Source organism: Vibrio sp. 1F169 (assembly GCF_041439605.1).
Lineage (GTDB): Bacteria > Pseudomonadota > Gammaproteobacteria > Enterobacterales > Vibrionaceae > Vibrio > Vibrio tasmaniensis_A.
In genome coordinates this window covers 45,453-63,095 of the sequence record NZ_JBGOOI010000003.1, presented here as the reverse complement: position 1 = coordinate 63,095, position 17,643 = coordinate 45,453, and the positions used below count along the sequence as shown (strand labels likewise).

Below are 17,643 nucleotides of genomic sequence, written 5' to 3'. Positions count from 1 at the left end.
TTTGAAACACTTCACACTATTGTGCAAATACTTTCGAGCATACAAGTGTTAGCTGAACACTTATATATCCAACAAAAACAACAACTTAAGAATAAAACACCATTTTATTGGAGAGCTTTAATTGGAGTATTAACTCTACCTTATAATAAACATTTCATTATATAAACAGATTCTTTATTCACAAGTGGAATAAAAAAGGCTTAGCACAATGCTAAGCCTTCGTTTTTACAAGAAATTAATTACCAAGGAGAAACCTTGTAAAGGGCTCATCCTACAAGACACTAACTTCCCTATTCATCGTCCAGTGGAATCAACTTGGTATTGCCACCGTGTGCCTTCTCACGCTTACGTTGCACGAATGCATAGAAGCCAGGGATTAGGAACGTACCCGCTAACAACACACATAGCAGGCCACCAATCAGAGAAATACCCAATGAGTTTTGACTCACGTGACCAGCACCCGCAGCGAAGATAAGCGGGAATATACCTAAAATGAATGACCAAGACGTCATGTTCACAGCACGAAAACGCAGCGTACCGCCCTTCACCGCCGCATCTTCAATCGGTGCGTCTTTCTCTTCACGCTCAACCTTTGCGAATTCCACAATCAAGATTGCGTTCTTCGCGGCCAAAGCTATCAAGAGAACCAAACCAATTTGTGCATAGAGATTCAGCGGTGTGCCTGTCAGGTTCAGCGCCAAGAAAGAACCTAAGGTTGCAACCGGTACCACTAAGATAATCGCTATAGGGATTGTCCAACTCTCGTACTGCGCCACCATGAACAGATAGATGAAGATCAGAGCCAGTGCAAAAGCAAAGATCGCTTGGTTACCGGCTAGTACTTCTTGGTAAGCCATGCCTGTCCATTCGTACTGATAACCCTGCGGCAGTACATCAGCCGCAACACGTTCCATTGCAGCAATCGCATCACCGCTTGAGTAACCCGGTGCTGGTTGCCCTTGAATCACCGCACTGCGGTACATGTTGTAACGCCATGCTACGTCCGGCTCGAAGATCTGGTCGTAAGTCACCAATGTGCTTAACGGGATCATCTCGCCATTAGACGAACGTACGTGGAATCGTTGTAGGTCATCCATGCTGCTACGGTGTTCACTGTCTGCTTGCATGGTGACACGGAAATTCTTACCAAACATGGTAAAGTCATTCACGTACATTGATCCAAGATTGCCTTGTAGCGTTTGGAATATTTCCGACAGCGGAATACCAAGTTGTTGCGCTTTCTCACGATCAATATCGACATAGTAGTGAGGTACATTAGCGCGAAAGGTACTGAAGGTATGTGAAATCTCAGGCTGTTTGTTTGCCTCAGCAATCACGTCATTCATGACCATCGCTAGATCCGTGCGGCTACGACCTAATGTATCTTCGAGAACAAACTCAAAACCAGACGCAGCACCCATGCCCGGAACCGCAGGAGGTCCCATTGCAAATACAATCGCTTGAGGCAATTCTGTTGCTGCTCGACCGTTAATACGTTGTGAGATAGCTTGCGCTGAATGTTGACCGTCCAGTGCGTTACGCATATCCCAATCATGCAGTTTGATAAATAACGAGGCACCATTCGAAGCAGAAGCGCCCGTCATGAATGCATAGCCGTTAACCAGTGTTACACCATCAACACCCGGCTCTTGCTCAACCATCTCTAGCAATTGCTCAGTCACATCTTCTGTACGAGACAGTGATGCCGCGTCAGGAAGCTGCACGTTAACCAGCAAGATGCCTTTATCTTCTTGAGGTACAAATGCCGTAGATGTAGTTTTCGCGAAGTAAGTTACCGCCGCTAGTGCCACAACAAAGAAGGTAAACAGTAGAACCCCCTTTTTCACAAGGAAGCCTGCAATTTGACCGTATTTGTTGGTTACTGATTCAAGACCACGGTTAAACGCTTGGTACCAACGTGCTGTGTTACCACCACCCTGTTTAAGAACCAATGAACACAATGCAGGAGACAAGGTCAGTGCGTTAATTGACGAGATAACAACCGCGATACAGATAGTCAGAGCGAACTGACGATACATGATGCCGGTAATACCTGGCAGCATCGCTACTGGGATGAATACCGCTAACAGAACCAAGGTTGAGGTAACAATTGGCCCCGTTACTTCTTTCATTGCGATAAGCGTTGCTTTTCGCGGTGAAATGGTAGGATCTTTGGCCATCGTAGTATCTACGTTCTCGATAACCAAGATCGCATCATCTACTACGATACCAATCGCCAAAATCAAACCAAACAGGGTTACTGTATTAATGGTAAAGCCGGTCATCTGCATGATCGCAAAAGTACCAATCAAAGATACCGGAATCGCAACCACAGGAATCAAGGTTGCACGGGCACTGCCCAAGAACAAGTACGTTACTGCGATAACCAGCAAAATTGCTTCGATAAGTGTTTTGACTACGCCCTTAATCGACTCAGCAACGAAGAGTGTGGTGTCATAACTCGCTTCATAAGCAACGCCATCAGGGAAGTTTTTGCTTAGATTGTCTAGCATCGCCATTACCGCTTTACCACTTTCCAGCGCGTTAGCGTCTGACTGAAGTGACAGCGTTACGATCGAAGCATCTTGACCACGGTATTTACCATTACCATCGTAGAACTTTTTACCCAGCTCAACACGTGCAATGTCTTTTAGGTAAACCGTTGAACCGTCTTGATTTGCACGAAGCACAACATTTTCAAACTCATCAGCCGTTTCTAGTCGGCCTTTTGTTACCAAGTTGAACTGCACTTCTTGCGCGTCGTTATAAGGAGCAGCTCCAATACGGCCTGCAGCGACTTGAACGTTCTGCTCCGCCAACGCGCGATTCACGTCAGAGGTGGTTATATTCAGGTTAGCCATTTTCTCAGGATCTAACCAAACACGCATCGCGTATTCACCACCACCCAACACATTAACTTCACTAATGCCCTTTACACGAGCCAATTGGTCTTTAATGTTTAAGTTCACGTAGTTGATCAGGAATTGATCGTCGTACTCACCGTTTGGCGAATAGAAGTTCAATACCATCAAAAGGTCAGGTGAACGCTTTTTAACAGTGACGCCCACCATTCTAACTTCTTGAGGAAGCTTTGATTCGATTTGAGCAACTCGGTTCTGAACGTTGACCTGAGCCATATCAGCATCAGTACCAACATCAAAGGTCACGTTAAGGTTATATGAACCATCATTAGCACTCTTAGAAGACATGTAGATCATATCTTCAACGCCGTTAACCGACGTTTCTATGGGGTCGGCTATCGCCTGTTCCACCACTTCAGCACTGGCACCCGTGTAGAATGCCGACACACTGACCGATGGTGGGCTAATTTTTGGATATTCGGCCACTGGTAAGATAGCGAGAGAGATCGCACCCGCCAGCGTTAATATTATGGATATGACAAGGGCAAACTTAGGCCTTTGAATAAAGAAACGACTTAACATAAATAGCCCCCTTACTCAGCTTGTTCAGCAGAAGCTTGAATACGAACAGACATACCATTACGTACACGCTGTAGGCCTTGAGTGATCACTGCGTCGTTCTTCTCTAGACCAGAATGAACGATCACACCACCTTCAACTTGTCGCCCCATCTCAATGTTTCTGCGCTCAGCAACGGGTGCGGCTTCACCTTCAACCAATACCATCACAAAGTCACCTTCTAGGTCGGTTTGAACCGCACGATGCGGAATAGTCACAACATCAATAGATTGCTTTTCACGTAGATCAACGCGAACGTGTTGGCCTGGAAGTAATTGCTGGTTCGGGTTATCAGCAATTGCGCGCATCGCGATCGTACCAGTATTGAGGTTGATACGGTTACCCAAGAAATCAAGCTGACCTAGATGTTCGAACGCTTCACCATTCTCAAGCATGATCTGAACTTCAACACCTGCAGAATCGCTACTGCCATCTCCTTCGATGCGATCCATACCCAGCTCAATACGCTCACGCTCACTGATGCTGAACGATGCATGGATTGGATCTAGGCTAACCAACGTAGTTAATACACCTGACGACGGTGAAACCAAGTCACCCGTGCTCACTTTGGTGTCACTGATTCGTCCAGAGAAAGGCGCAATAATTTTGGTATGAGAAAGCTGAACATTGGCTGCATTGAGTTGTGCTTGACTTGCTTCAAGCTGTGCCTGAGAACCCAATAAGTTTGCTGTCAATGCATCAAATTCCGATTGAGAAATACTCCCCTTAGGGAGAAGGTTCTTACCTCGGTTAAAATCAAGCTCGGCTTTTTTAAGGTTCGCGTTCGCTTGAGCAACAGACGCTTTTGCGCTTGCTACTTCAGCTTCAAATGAAGAGGGTTCAATGGAGTACAGTAATTGGCCCTTTTCGACCATTTGACCTTCATTGAAATGACGGCTTTGTAGATAGCCAGAAACCTGCGCTGTGATAGCCGTGTCTTCAACGGCTTCAATACGACCGATGTACGACTTACTTTGCTGGTGAGAAACAACGCTAACATCCTGTACTGCTACGAGAGGTAGAGGCGCTTGCTTGGCATTTTGAGCATCTTGCCCACATCCAGCAAGAATAAGAGAGCTTGCAAGAGCCGTAAGGATCAACTTTTTACGCATGGTTATACCGTCACTTGTTAGTATTTGAACAGTATAAAATTTACGTAACACACCCGTTACTATTGTCCGAGGAATATCAATTATAACGAACCAAAGTGTATCAATATGTTAATTGAAACTAAGTGCTTATAAAGTAATTACAAACGCGTTACAATTTCTAAGTAAATCAACCTCTCAGCTTTTGTTCTCTATGGATATTGTCTAACATCATGTATTGTCAGACAGATAAGCATTCACATTTAATTGTTAAGGAATTCTCATGATTTCAAAATGGGCTAAACGTTTCTATCAAATGGCGGAATTGGTCGGTTCTTGGAGTAAAGATCCTTCAACTCAAGTCGGCGCCGTAATCACTAAGCACAACCGTATTGTTTCCGTTGGTTTTAATGGCTACCCGCATGGCGTGTCTGATAGTGCGGATACTGACGATCGCGAGATGAAATACCTCAAGACACTTCACGCTGAAGAAAATGCAATCTTGTTTGCTAAACGTGATTTAGACAGTTGTGAAGTTTGGGTCACTCACTTCCCTTGTCCAAACTGTGCAGCAAAAATCATCCAAACTGGAATTTCAGCGGTACATTGCCCAGAGCAAAGTGAAGATTTCCTTTCTCGTTGGGGAGATAAGATCAAGATAAGCCAAGATATGTTTGAGCAAGCTGGTGTAGAAGTAGACTGGTTGCCACTCGCTGACCTAGATTAATCTCTAACGCTAGGTCTCAAGGTCTAAGTCTAGATATCAAATACAAAAAAGCCGAGAGTCGATATTATCGCTCTCGGCTTTCTTTTTATTCGGACTTGTTAGCTTCCAGCATCGTATTAGTCACTTGAGGGAAATGCCAACGCGTAAGCTTCCATGAAATCTTTACGGATATCCTGTTCAAGGTGAATCGCTTTCTCTGTCGGGCAGAAGATCATAAAGTGGACTTCTTGCTCACCCGTTGAGCTGCTCGTGATATGAATGTGCGGTTCAGAGCCAGGAAGGTCAACCCCAGCGTGCTTCTCAATCACACCATTGTAACGACGGGCAACATCGATAAACTCTTCACAATGCTCTTCAATTTTCACGATAAGACCCGGCACCATAGGGTATAGGTTTACAAAGTCTTTCACCGTCACAAAAAAGTTATGATAAACATAGCGCTTCATGAAGTTGAGGTTCTTTACCGGATAAGTGAAGAACATGCTATTAGGCAGCGTGGCAGTCTTGCCAGTGAAGTGATATTGCCCATGATACAAATCGATTTCTTGAATCACAGTCGCCATCAAGTTGTGCTCAATCACCTCACCGCTGATTTTGCCCACTTCAATCCAATCACCAATTCGAAATGAGCGAGAACTCGCACGCTGAATAGAGCCAGTAAAACAGAGAATGATCTCTTTTGAAGCCACGACTATCGCAACCGCAATAGCGGTAACAGACAGCGCAAATTCGCTGATTTCGGATTTCCACAGCACGAATAACGTCACAACAATAATCGCGAATGTGCCGTTTTTGGTACGTGACATCCAGTTACGTTGGTCTTCACTAAGAAAAGCGACATCACCACGGATTCGAGACAAAGTGATTCGTCGGATTATTAATATAATGCAGATGATCAGCACACTAAAAATAAACTTATTAGCGAGTAAGAAATCTATTACTTGCCACATCTTTTCCATTATTTATTCCTTTGTATTACAACAATTAAGCTTTATAACGACGATCATTAAAGCGATGAGCTTTACAGCGACTGACTCAATCCAATAAACGCATTATAAAAAAGCACTCAAAAATAGAGCGCTCCTTTTCATGCTTTTATCAGCTATTAGGCCGTGTTGACCTTTCGCGGTTAAATTTTGTTCGAAAGATCAACACGCCCTAGTAAGGCTATCATTTTATCTTGGCAGAAGTAATAAATTGGCCAAAAGTTTCACACCAAATCACAACCGTATTAAATCGATTAAGATCAGTACCTTCTGGGAGGTTAACCATAAATCGATCGAATGTTTTTACATCTCCGACTCTCAGTAACTCACTCTTGCTGTCATTGAATGCCTGTTCGGTTTCAATAAACTTAGGTGATAGGTAAACCTTATAATCCGGCCCCGGCGCCAATTCACCTTCAAAAGCTATCGCACTTTCAGAGACAGAGACCATGCCCTCTCCCCAATGCAAAAAGTCACTGTCTTGTCGGTCTTTGGTGAACTCACCTGTATAGATCGCCTGCTGACTGATCGCTTCAACAGAACTTGAGGAAGGAGAATCAGGCTCAATCAAGATAGGTAGTGCGTAGACACCAAGCCCAAAACCAAAAGCACCCACGGCTAAGTGGGTGCAAAGTAAAACTAACTTTTTCATCGCGTACTCCCTTATGCTTAAAGAGAGTATTAATGAATACTCTCAAAAATACAAAGAGATATCGCGTTTTAGGCGGCTATTTTTGATAGTGAATAGCGGTACGTTGAGAGAGTTTCACGATCACTTCTACCGCTTGTTCCATGCCTTGAATGGTAATGAACTCGTGAATACCGTGGAAGTTGTAGCCACCAGTAAAGATATTCGGACACGGTAGCCCCATGAAAGATAAGCGAGCACCGTCTGTACCACCTCGGATAGGCTTGATCATTGGCTCAACATCGCACTCAATCATCGCTTGCTTCGCTAATTCAATAATATGTTGATGCGGTTCAACCATCTCTTTCATATTGAAGTAGCTATCGGTTAGCACCAGCTCAACACGGCCTTTCTCTAGGCGCTCGTTCAGCTCATCCACTTTCTGTTGCATGAATGCCTTACGCGCTTCTACACCCTCACGTTCAAAATCACGGATGATGTATCCCAGTTCAGAGCGAGCCACCCCCATTTCAGCCGACTTCAGGTGGTAAAAACCTTCATAACCTTCTGTGCACTCTGGTGTTTCTTGCGCAGGCATCATCAGTTGGAATTGCGCTGCAATGTTCATTGAGTTCACCATTTTACCTTTGGCGGTACCTGGGTGAACGTTCACGCCATGACAGATAACATCAGCGCTCGTGGCATTAAAGTTCTCAAATTCCAACTCCCCTACTGGCCCACCATCGATGGTGTACGCCCACTCGGCGCCAAATTTTTCAACGTCAAACAGGTTCGCACCGCGGCCAATCTCTTCATCCGGTGTGAAACCAATGCAGATGTCGCCATGTTTGATGTCTGGATTCGCTTTCAGGTAAGCAATCGCACTGATGATTTCAGCGATGCCCGCTTTGTTATCGGCACCAAGCAGAGTTGTGCCGTCAGTCGTAATAAGGTCGTGACCATGTAAAGAATCAAGGTCTGGGTATTGGCTTGGGTTCAAACTCTCGCCACTTTCACCTAATTCAATCGTTCCACCTTGGTAATCTTTAATCACTTGTGGTTTCACATTTGCTCCTGAAGCATCAGGAGCGGTATCCATATGCGCCACAAAGCCAATCGCAGGCACTGGATAATCGACATTCGACGGCAGTTTCGCCATCAAATAGCCATTTTCGTCTAAAGACACATCAACTAACTCTAATGCAACCAATTCTAACTTTAAGGCTTCAGCAAAAGTAATTTGACCCGGTGAACTTGGGCATTGCTGATTAGAAGGATCGGATTTAGTATCAAAAGTAACGTAATTCAGGAAACGTTCTACAAGCTTTTCCATAATTCATCTCACCATGGATTAAGTAATTGATTTACTGACCTAATTATTAAGATAGATAAGCGATGTATTTTTAGACAAATACGTACGCAGAGTCAGTCGCGAGGCTTTTCATCTTACGCCCCTGACCATGTATGTAATTGCTCTAAATCATTGTTGTGCGAAATTAGATGCGCTTCCTATACTTGAAAACAGAGGGTTTCGTCAGTTCAACATTGCATACGGATGATAAGCGATCGCTTTGTACGCATTCTACGCCCTCCGATCTCAGCCTAAAAAAAGTACAAAGTGGATGATGATCACAATTTATCCCTGATGCAGAATCTGTCATACGTTACACGGAGACACAGTTATGACGATTAATAAATATTTCATTTTCTCTCCTCAAGCCTCTGAGGAAACGCTTCAACCAGTATTAACTGAGAAAGAAGTTCAAAGGCAGGAAGCTCTAAGACAGGCGCAATCTCAAGGTGGTTTTGACACCAACGCGACCTCGTAACTTAATCAATACTCAGAACTTGTTTATAGAACCCCTAAAAAAGAGTTCTACTTCTCGTTGATGTAGAGCTCTTTTGTCTCTGAACCTTTCTCTTATCCCAATGCAGCTTCATTCAGGCGCCTGATCTATTAACACCTTGTTATCTATCGCGTCTTTTGTATGTTGCTTCTCAATCATCAAGCAGACTCATTTGTTGCAATGAGAAATGACTCATTAAACTTGCCCAAGCCATACCCTGTGTTGCCATTTTGTGCTAATAATTTATATTCGTTTTCATTCCTCACTCGCCCTTTTTCAATATCCACACTGCGAGCACTAACGAGCCTCACTACAGGAACCCCGAATTTAATGGAATACTCAAAACTAGGAAGTAGTCAAATTCCCGTTTCCCGAATCTGCCTTGGCAGCATGACTTGGGGGCTGCAAAATACGCAACAACAAGCTGACCAACAAATCGAATACTCGCTAAGCCAAGGTATTAACTTTATCGATACCGCAGAGATGTACGCAGTACCACCGTCTCCAGACACCTACGGTAAAACGGAAGCAATCATAGGTAACTGGTTAGCTCGCAATCCGCAGCGCCGCCAAGAAGTCATCATCGCCAGCAAAATTGCAGGTCCGGGATTGCCTTGGGTTCGAGATGGCGGGCCAATCACGGGGGAAGCTGTAATTGCAGCGGTTGACGCTTCACTAGCGCGTTTACAAACGGACTATATCGACCTTTACCAACTGCATTGGCCAAACCGAACGACGCCTCACTTTGGCAAGCATTTCCCGAATCATATTCGATTCAGTGATATCGACCGAAAGCAGCATGAAGCGGAGATGCTAGAGATCCTCCAAGCACTAGCGAGCTGCATTAAAGCCGGAAAAATCCGTCATGTTGGTTTGTCTGATGACACCACTTGGGGCATTAACACTTACCTTAAACTCAGTGAGAAGCATGATTTACCGCGAATGGTCTCTATTCAGAATGAATTTAGCCTGCTGCACGCGAAAGACTGGCCTTATTTGATTGAAAACTGTGTGCACGAAGACGTCGCCTACCTACCATGGTCACCGTTAGCAGCGGGCATGCTGAGTGGCAAATACATTGATGGTGCGAGACCAGAAGGAAGCCGTTGGACTTACATGCAGCGTAAAGGCATTTTCCGCGACACTGAGTCTGCCAATGAAGCCGTAAAAGGATATGTCGAAGTTGCGAACGCTCACGGATTTACACCGAGCCAACTAGCTTTAGCGTGGTGTAATCAAGTTGATGGTGTCACCTCCACTATTATTGGCGCAACCACCATGGAACAACTGAAAGAGAACGTAGCAGCGTTCAGCAAACCGTTGTCAGAAGAGATCCTTACCGATATCAACACCGTGTTTAAGCGCTACCCTGCCCCATATTAATCATACAGGTCAGCTAATCTTGGGTTCAGCTTAATGTTAGATGATTAAATCAGATAAGAGCGCGCTATTTAGTGCGCTTTTCTTTTTTAAGTGGGTTGCTTTTGCTTTTTAGTGGATCGCATTGAGTTATCACGCTTTTGGTTATCCAACCTTTGCTCTATAATGCGCGGGCTTATATCTAGGATAAAAACATGATCTCAAAAAACCAATTAAAACTCCTTCGTGCTTTGGGCCAAAAGAAACAACGTAAAGCCCACGGCCTGTTTCTAGTTCAAGGTGAAAAAAACGTACTTGAGCTATTCAATAGTGACTTAGTCGTAAAGAACGTCTTTGCTACGGCTGATTTCTTATCTGAAAATCACGCGTCACTGTTTGAGTTTGATTGTGTTGAAGCTTCACTGGATGACCTGACCAAAGCGAGTACTTTGGTGAGTAACAATGCAGCGATTGCTGTTGTTGAGATCCCAACGTTTGAATTACCAAAAGCTACTGGGTTAATGATTGCACTGGATGGTGTATCTGATCCGGGCAACCTAGGTACGATTATTCGCGTAGCTGACTGGTATGGCATTAAGCATATCGTTGCGAGCAGCGATTGTGCAGATCCATACAACCCGAAAACGATCAGCGCGACCATGGGCAGCTTTGGCCGAGTACACGTAAGCCAAACAGACTTACCTGAATACTTAGAGCAAGCGAACCTACCTGTTTACGGAGCGTTCTTAGAAGGTGAAAGTGTTCATAAGACGGAATTTACTGCCAACGGTATTTTACTGATGGGTAGTGAGTCTCACGGCATTCGCGAACATGCGGCTAAATACGTAACGGATAAGATTACGATTCCTGCATTCGGTGGCGCAGAGTCTCTGAACGTAGCAATGGCGACAGGTATTATTCTCGACAACATGCGTCGTCAGCATAGCTAAATTTCATAAGCTAACGAGCCAGTCGACACTGCTCAGATATTAAAAAAGGCGTATTGATTAAATCAGTACGCCTTTTTATTTGAGTTCTTTTCAACAATTACTTTTCTAGCATTGCCAACTTATCAGCGACACCATTCCACTTTTCAGCTTCATCCATCGGTGCTTTAACTTCAGTTTGTACCGGCCAGATTTCGGCAAGCTCGGCATTCACTTCAATAAAGATCTTTTGATCTTCTGGCAGATCATCTTCTTGGAAGATCGCTTGAGCATCGCATTCAGGTACACATAAACCACAATCAATGCATTCGATTGGGTTGATTACCATGAAATTCGGGCCTTCATGGAACGCATCTGCGGGGCATACCGCCACACAGTCTGTGTATTTACATTGAATACAGTTATCGCCTACGACAAATGCCATGATGCTCTGCTCTATAAGTTAGTCAAAATTGAAGAATGGAGGATAATACTCATCCCAAGGCAAAATTCAACATCATACGGCTCTAATATCGTGTCTATTTGCTCCATGTTTCCAAATTAGTATGACAGATAAATCAATTTCTCGTAAAATGCGCGCCATTGTGAGCTTATCGCTTCTTTCAACATCAGCGTTTTCATCAAACTCTGCGTTTAGAAGCGGTCTAGCTAAGACACCTATAAAGACGAGACATCGAAATGATACGTTTAACCGAAATTAAACTCCCTCTAGACCACGAAGAATCAGCCATTCAAGACGCTATTGAAGCGAAGCTTGGCATTAATTCTGATCAGGTACTTTCTTTTAATATCTTTAAACGTGGCTACGATGCTCGTAAGAAATCAAAAATCTTACTTATCTACACGCTTGATGTTCTCGTTGAAAACGAAGCTGAGTTGTTAGAGCAATTCATTAGCGACCCGCATGTAAAAGTGACTCCTGACATGGAGTACAAATTCGTGGCTAAAGCGGTTGAGAACCAAACTGAGCGCCCTGTCGTTATCGGTTTTGGCCCTTGTGGTTTGTTCGCAGGCCTAGTGCTTGCTCAAATGGGCTTCAATCCAATCATCGTTGAGCGTGGTAAAGAAGTTCGTGAACGTACGAAAGATACCTTTGGTTTCTGGCGTAAGCGTACACTGAACACTGAATCAAACGTACAGTTTGGTGAAGGCGGCGCAGGTACATTCTCAGACGGTAAGCTTTACAGCCAAGTTAAAGATCCAAAGCACTACGGCCGTAAAGTAATCGAAGAATTCGTTGCTGCAGGTGCGCCTGAAGAAATCCTATACGTAAGTAAGCCACACATCGGTACCTTTAAACTGGTTACCATGATCGAGAAGATGCGTGCTTCTATCATTGAGCTAGGTGGCGAAATTCGCTTCAGCACTCGCGTTGATAACGTTCACATGGAAGACGGTCAAATCACTGGCTTGACGCTTTCTAACGGGGAAGAGATCAAATCTCGCCACGTTGTACTGGCTGTTGGCCATAGTGCTCGTGATACGTTTGAAATGCTGCACGAACGTGGCGTTTACATGGAAGCTAAGCCTTTCTCTGTTGGTTTCCGTATCGAACATAAGCAAGCGATGATCGATGAAGCTCGCTTCGGTAAGAACGCAGGCAACCCTATCCTAGGTGCTGCAGACTACAAACTCGTTCACCACTGTAAAAATGGCCGCACTGTATACAGCTTCTGTATGTGCCCGGGTGGTACTGTGGTTGCCGCGACTTCTGAAGAAGGCCGCGTAGTCACCAACGGCATGAGCCAATACTCTCGTGCAGAACGTAACGCAAACAGTGCTATCGTTGTGGGGATCGACCCAGAGCGAGATTACCCAGGTGATGCACTAGCAGGTATCCGTTTACAACGTGAATTAGAAAGTGCCGCTTATGTTCTAGGTGGCGAGAACTACGACGCCCCTGCACAGAAAATCGGTGACTTCCTAAAAGGTCGCGATCCAAGTGAAATCGGTGAAGTAAAACCATCATTCACACCGGGTATCCACCTAACAGACATTTCAAAAGCGCTGCCTGATTTTGCTATCGAAGCGATTCGTGAAGCAATCCCAGCGTTCGAGAAGAAGATCAAAGGTTTCTCTACGCCAGATGGCCTACTAACCGGTGTTGAGACTCGTACGTCTTCTCCTGTATGTATCAAGCGTGGTAAAGACTACCAAAGCATCAACCTTAAGGGCTTCTTCCCTGCTGGTGAAGGCGCAGGCTACGCGGGTGGTATCCTATCTGCTGGTATCGATGGTATTAAAGCGGCGGAAGCGCTGGCACTGTCAATGGTAGAACAAAACCAAGCTGAGAAAATTGAGATCGCTTAGGCACTTTCGATAAAGCAAAGCTAAATTGCGATTAACCAAAACTAAAAATCCAGTGTCTTGTAGACACTGGATTTTTTATTGCATACGGATTATCTAGATTTACTCGGTATCGACGGGCTTTACTTACAAGTGTTTTTTGACCAGTTCACACCATCATTTGAACACTCAAACAGACTTGTCCCATTCTGGTAATAATAACCTCTAGTCCAGTTACCTTGAGAATCTTTAGACGTTATCGTCTGAGTATAATCAAAAGGTGTATTTTCAATGTGCGCATATTTATGACGAGTCCAACTATCTGAACCGTGTGCAGTGTTCTCATTGAAATCAACTGATAGATAGTTTAATACATCAAAGTCGCTTCGTGAGATATTAGATAAAGTATCACCTAAATTGACCCACTCAGGGTAAGGAGCATTTGAACCATAATGGTACTTCACCTGAGTTTGAGTAAACTGGTCTTTATAATCACCAACAACATCTGACGTTAAAGTTTGGCTAAATCCATTACCCACACTTTGAGTGGAACAGCTTTCCCAATCAGGCTGTTGAGACCAACCACTATTCTTTACACCAAAGGTGGTTAGTGAATTGGGTTGCACCTGTTGTTTAATTGTTTCCTGAACTGAACACGAGTGCTGCGTTCCATCACTGCTCAATGAAAACCAAGCTTCCTTGTCATATTCCAAACCATTTTTCTTCTGGCTATTACGCTCAATGTGCTTATTTAATTCTAGTTCTGTTTGTAGATCAGCTGACACTTCATGTTCAATAACAATCAGCTTGTCAGCGGTCATCACTGTTTTAACTTTATACCACTTATTAATTTCGTTCTTTTTAGAATAGTCCCAATGCTCCCAATAATAATCAACATAGGCTTGCTGAGCTTTGGGGTTTTCTTTTTGAATATCTTTAGTCTCTTGATACGACTTTTTAATGGCTGGCATCATTTTCTGCGCTAATTCATAAAGCTCAGTGTTTTGGGCTTTGACGAAGTCGCCATACAAGTCTTTCACTGCAATGTTATATCGATTCGCAATTCGGAAATCATGTTCCTTCACATTTTGGATAATGCTATTTTGAGTGTTTACAGCTTGCTTCAAAGCGGAACAACTGTTTAAACCACCTTTATATAGGTCGGCTTGGATCTGATTCCATAAAACGGTAGTAAGTGGCGTAGTAGATTTAATTTCTTGGTCAGAACTCACTGTCATTACTGGTGGGAAGACCAATTGATAAGGTTCAGTAATCGGCGAGTTAGGGCTATCCGCATCAATAGCACCAACCGGAACATTCACTACAATTGGGGCATAGTCCATACAGTCAGAGTTAGAACCAGTTAAAGACAATTGATAACTGCCTTCATCGTCCGTGATACTACTTGGCTCTCCCTCATCCAATACACCATTATAATTGATGTCTAGAAACGCGGTTGCACCGGAAATATACCCGTCAATGGCAACACCTTGTAAGGTTTTTGTTTGAGGAGCGGGAGCACTTGTACTGCTGCTACCACCGCCTCCCCCCCCGCCACAAGCAGCAAGACCACCAGCTATAAGTGCGATAGAAATAAGCTTAAGTTTCATTCGATGAGATCCTAATAAAATACATTAATAAGTAGGGTTGCCATTGGGGGATGACCGAGAATGACTGTGATAGTCATGACCAGCCATAATAACGATTGGTATTCAAAAGAAACATGAAAGAGTGCTAGCCGATTCGTGCATGTTTTCATTTTGAACAGAAACTAAAAAATGGGTAAATGGAGTAAAAATGGACTAACTACTTCTCGCTCGAAGTTATCCAAAGCTTATAAAAATCACTATAACCGGTTTGGTTAACCTCTACGCCATGAACCTCAACACTATTAAAAACCTTCTCTTTACCGTGAAATAACGGACAAAGTAACTTCTGTTGATAAAGCGAATCTTCAATCTCTTTCAAGTCGCTCATTAGGTTCTCGCCACTCACAGCGGCTCTAACTCTCTCGCAATGCGCCTTCATCTCAGAACTGTTGAAAATGAATCTAAGCCCAGATGAAGCAAGTAGCCAATCGTAAAGGCCATAATCGGCTGGCTGTTCGATAACTTCTTCAATGAATAACAAGTCTGCCGACTCACTCATGGAGCTAGAGTCACTGATGTTGGGAAGCTCAACAACTTCAATAGCAACACCTGTCTTTACAATAGTTTGTTGTAGCCAATCAGCCATCTCTTGAAGTAAAGGAATCGTCATTCTAGGTCGTGTTAGGACAACAGTGCCCGTCAAATTAGGAATTGGATTACTGGACGCTAGTTCGCTAAGCGAGAAAGACAAGTCATCGGCCACCATATCAGCATCGAACTCTTTACTACTGGACTTAATAAACGATACCAGCCTGTCGAGTTCTTCAGGGGTTATACCTGATTTTTCTCTACGATTAACCGCAAGATACGAAAGTGCATTGATGGTGGTTTCTTCAGCGACGCCAGATTGATTAAAACTCAGAGTGTGGTCATTTAAACCTTCTATGTCGGTAAGCGTTATTTGTTCTAACAAGGCATTTTGAGCAAAGTAACCTCGGTGACGTTTAAGAACCAAGCGCTCTTCGTTCCAATCATCCAATGAGAAAGGTCCTGTTCCGATATAGGCACTGCGGCCACTCGAAAAATAGGTACGCTTACGACGATAAATAGACGCGTGTGGACTAGTCAAAGCATGGAGAAACATTGGGTTTGCGTATGTCAGCTCAATAGTCAGTTGTTTATCACCCACCACTTGAACATCACTGACCTGATCAAATAAAGACTGTACCGGACCTTCAATATTTTTTAGCTGCAACAAACATTGAGCAACATCTTTGGCCGTTAAAGTTTCACCGTCATGGAATAACACATTCGGTCTCAACCAAAAATGCAGAAAGCGCCCTTCCATCTTCCAATGGTGCGCGAGGCTCGCTTGGGGATTTCCATCATGATCTTGGACGAGTAGCGTATTGTAGAGGCTTCTTAAGATGTGATGTTCACCAGTTCGGTATGTTTTGGCTGGCTCAAGGTTATCGACCCACGGATATTGAGTGATCAGTAAATGGTCATGTTGTTGATTGAACAGACTATGTTTTTCAGTCGCTAGCGTCAGTGCCTTTATTGCCGCATCACCATAGCTTTCTAGAAGACGGGGAATAACATTAAAGCCCCCCTGTTCTAACTGAAGCGCTAACACTTGTTCTAATGCTTCGGGAAAGCTGACCAAAATTCTAAATTGGCTAAGCTTCCCTCTCCCTTTAGACGGAATCCAACAAATCCAGCGATATTCCGATAAGCATTTAAGAATGATCGAAGTGTTTCTGCGAGAAGTCGATAGCGAGTGTTCGAGATCATCGATCGTTAGATGATACTCTTCACCTATTTCATACTTTGCAATAAGTTGTTGAAGTCTACGTAAGTTAGCGTCGTTCATTGAATTCCAGACTAGAGCTGTATGTCAAATGTCAAATGTCATTAATATCAGTATGAATTTATAAATTCAACTTTACACTGAAATATCTATAACAAGTTTTGGCTTTAAATATCAATAAATTAGATAAAAAAGCCTTTAATCACTCCGTTTTACTAGGGCTCCACTTACCTTCATGAATCGCTGAATTCACGTCTCTTCTTGGTAACCAACCCATGGTTTCAAGTTCTGGCTTATCTTTGAAGTGGTCAACGTAACCAATGCACAGGTACGCCACAATATCGATGTTTTCTGGTATATCTAATGCGTCTCGCAGTGTTGAGTCATGCAGGATACTCACCCACCCTAAGCCTAGGTTTTCGGCTCTAGCTGCCAGCCATAGGTTTTGAACCGCACACACGGTGCTGTACAGATCCATCTCTTGTTTGATGGTTCTACCTAACACGACCTTTCCGGTTCGGTTGCGATCGCAAGTCACGCAGACACCGATCGGTGATTCGACGATGCCTTCCAACTTTAGACGCTTATACATTGCCTGCTTTTCATCGGTGAACATTTCCGCGGATTCCGCATGAGCCTGATTAAAACCGGCTTTGATTTGTTGCTTGGTTTCGATATCACGGACAACGACAAAATCCCAAGGCTGCATAAAGCCAACACTGGGAGCATGGTGCGCTGCGGTTAGCACACGCATCAAAACGTCTTCTGGGATCTCATCAGGAAGAAACTGACCACGAACATCTCGGCGAGAAAAAATCGTTTTATATACTGCATCGCGTTCATTCGGCGTAATTTCCATACATCCCTGTCTTATCGTCGTCTTATTGAGCCAGTATT

General features: G+C 43.9%; 14 protein-coding genes. 5 read left to right on the top strand and 9 right to left on the bottom strand.

Annotation, left to right across the window (positions count from 1 at the left end; genetic code table 11):
* Window positions 1–290: 290 nt before the first annotated feature.
* Together ACED53_RS02025 and ACED53_RS02020 are read right to left on the bottom strand one after the other, a co-directional pair.
* Window positions 291–3,443, bottom strand: a complete 3,153-nt coding sequence (locus tag ACED53_RS02025; protein WP_017099791.1) for an efflux RND transporter permease subunit — start codon at window positions 3,441–3,443, stop codon at window positions 291–293.
* Window positions 3,444–3,454: 11 nt separating this feature from the next.
* Complete coding sequence (locus tag ACED53_RS02020; RefSeq protein WP_029225346.1) at window positions 3,455–4,591, bottom strand: efflux RND transporter periplasmic adaptor subunit; 1,137 nt, start codon at window positions 4,589–4,591, stop codon at window positions 3,455–3,457.
* A gap of 259 nt (window positions 4,592–4,850) precedes the next feature.
* Between ACED53_RS02020 and ACED53_RS02015 the strand changes: the two genes are divergently transcribed.
* Entirely contained in the window at window positions 4,851–5,294 is a 444-nt protein-coding gene (locus ACED53_RS02015; protein WP_004731749.1) for a dCMP deaminase family protein, read from the top strand.
* A gap of 116 nt (window positions 5,295–5,410) precedes the next feature.
* Here the strand turns inward: ACED53_RS02015 and ACED53_RS02010 are convergent, their stop codons facing one another.
* The 3 genes from ACED53_RS02010 to pepT all read right to left on the bottom strand — a co-directional run bounded on the left by ACED53_RS02010 (window position 5,411) and on the right by pepT (window position 8,241).
* A complete protein-coding gene (locus ACED53_RS02010) occupies window positions 5,411–6,253 on the bottom strand; it encodes a mechanosensitive ion channel family protein (RefSeq protein ID WP_009844787.1) in 843 nt (280 codons plus the stop codon).
* Window positions 6,254–6,464: 211 nt separating this feature from the next.
* The gene (locus ACED53_RS02005; protein WP_017099789.1) at window positions 6,465–6,932 is read right to left on the bottom strand and encodes a DM13 domain-containing protein; all 468 of its coding nucleotides are present in this window, start codon (window positions 6,930–6,932) and stop codon (window positions 6,465–6,467) included.
* A gap of 76 nt (window positions 6,933–7,008) precedes the next feature.
* The gene (pepT, locus tag ACED53_RS02000; RefSeq protein ID WP_017099788.1) at window positions 7,009–8,241 is read right to left on the bottom strand and encodes a peptidase T; all 1,233 of its coding nucleotides are present in this window, start codon (window positions 8,239–8,241) and stop codon (window positions 7,009–7,011) included.
* Window positions 8,242–8,590: 349 nt separating this feature from the next.
* On the opposite strand from pepT, the gene ACED53_RS01995 reads away from it, so the two are divergent.
* The 3 genes from ACED53_RS01995 to ACED53_RS01985 all read left to right on the top strand — a co-directional run bounded on the left by ACED53_RS01995 (window position 8,591) and on the right by ACED53_RS01985 (window position 11,064).
* On the top strand, window positions 8,591–8,737 hold the full coding sequence (locus ACED53_RS01995) for a hypothetical protein (RefSeq protein ID WP_009844784.1): 147 nt from the start codon (window positions 8,591–8,593) through the stop codon (window positions 8,735–8,737).
* 348 nt (window positions 8,738–9,085) lie between these two features.
* The gene (locus ACED53_RS01990; RefSeq protein WP_017099787.1) at window positions 9,086–10,138 is read left to right on the top strand and encodes an aldo/keto reductase; all 1,053 of its coding nucleotides are present in this window, start codon (window positions 9,086–9,088) and stop codon (window positions 10,136–10,138) included.
* A 191-nt stretch (window positions 10,139–10,329) separates the two neighbouring features.
* Window positions 10,330–11,064, top strand: a complete 735-nt coding sequence (locus tag ACED53_RS01985) for an RNA methyltransferase (RefSeq protein WP_017099786.1) — start codon at window positions 10,330–10,332, stop codon at window positions 11,062–11,064.
* Between the two features lie 97 nt (window positions 11,065–11,161).
* Here ACED53_RS01985 and fdxA read toward each other — a convergent pair whose 3' ends face one another.
* The gene (gene fdxA, locus ACED53_RS01980) at window positions 11,162–11,485 is read right to left on the bottom strand and encodes a ferredoxin FdxA (protein WP_009844780.1); all 324 of its coding nucleotides are present in this window, start codon (window positions 11,483–11,485) and stop codon (window positions 11,162–11,164) included.
* A 254-nt stretch (window positions 11,486–11,739) separates the two neighbouring features.
* Between fdxA and ACED53_RS01975 the strand changes: the two genes are divergently transcribed.
* Window positions 11,740–13,371: an NAD(P)/FAD-dependent oxidoreductase gene (locus ACED53_RS01975; protein ID WP_017099785.1), complete on the top strand. Its 1,632-nt coding sequence runs from the start codon at window positions 11,740–11,742 to the stop codon at window positions 13,369–13,371.
* 119 nt (window positions 13,372–13,490) lie between these two features.
* Here ACED53_RS01975 and ACED53_RS01970 read toward each other — a convergent pair whose 3' ends face one another.
* The 3 genes from ACED53_RS01970 to bluB all read right to left on the bottom strand — a co-directional run bounded on the left by ACED53_RS01970 (window position 13,491) and on the right by bluB (window position 17,605).
* Window positions 13,491–14,957, bottom strand: coding sequence for a hypothetical protein (locus ACED53_RS01970; protein WP_017099784.1), 1,467 nt, complete (start codon window positions 14,955–14,957; stop codon window positions 13,491–13,493).
* Between the two features lie 196 nt (window positions 14,958–15,153).
* On the bottom strand, window positions 15,154–16,809 hold the full coding sequence (locus tag ACED53_RS01965) for an ABC transporter substrate-binding protein (RefSeq protein ID WP_017099783.1): 1,656 nt from the start codon (window positions 16,807–16,809) through the stop codon (window positions 15,154–15,156).
* Window positions 16,810–16,948: 139 nt separating this feature from the next.
* Entirely contained in the window at window positions 16,949–17,605 is a 657-nt protein-coding gene (gene bluB / locus ACED53_RS01960; RefSeq protein ID WP_017099782.1) for a 5,6-dimethylbenzimidazole synthase, read from the bottom strand.
* Window positions 17,606–17,643: the final 38 nt, after the last annotated feature.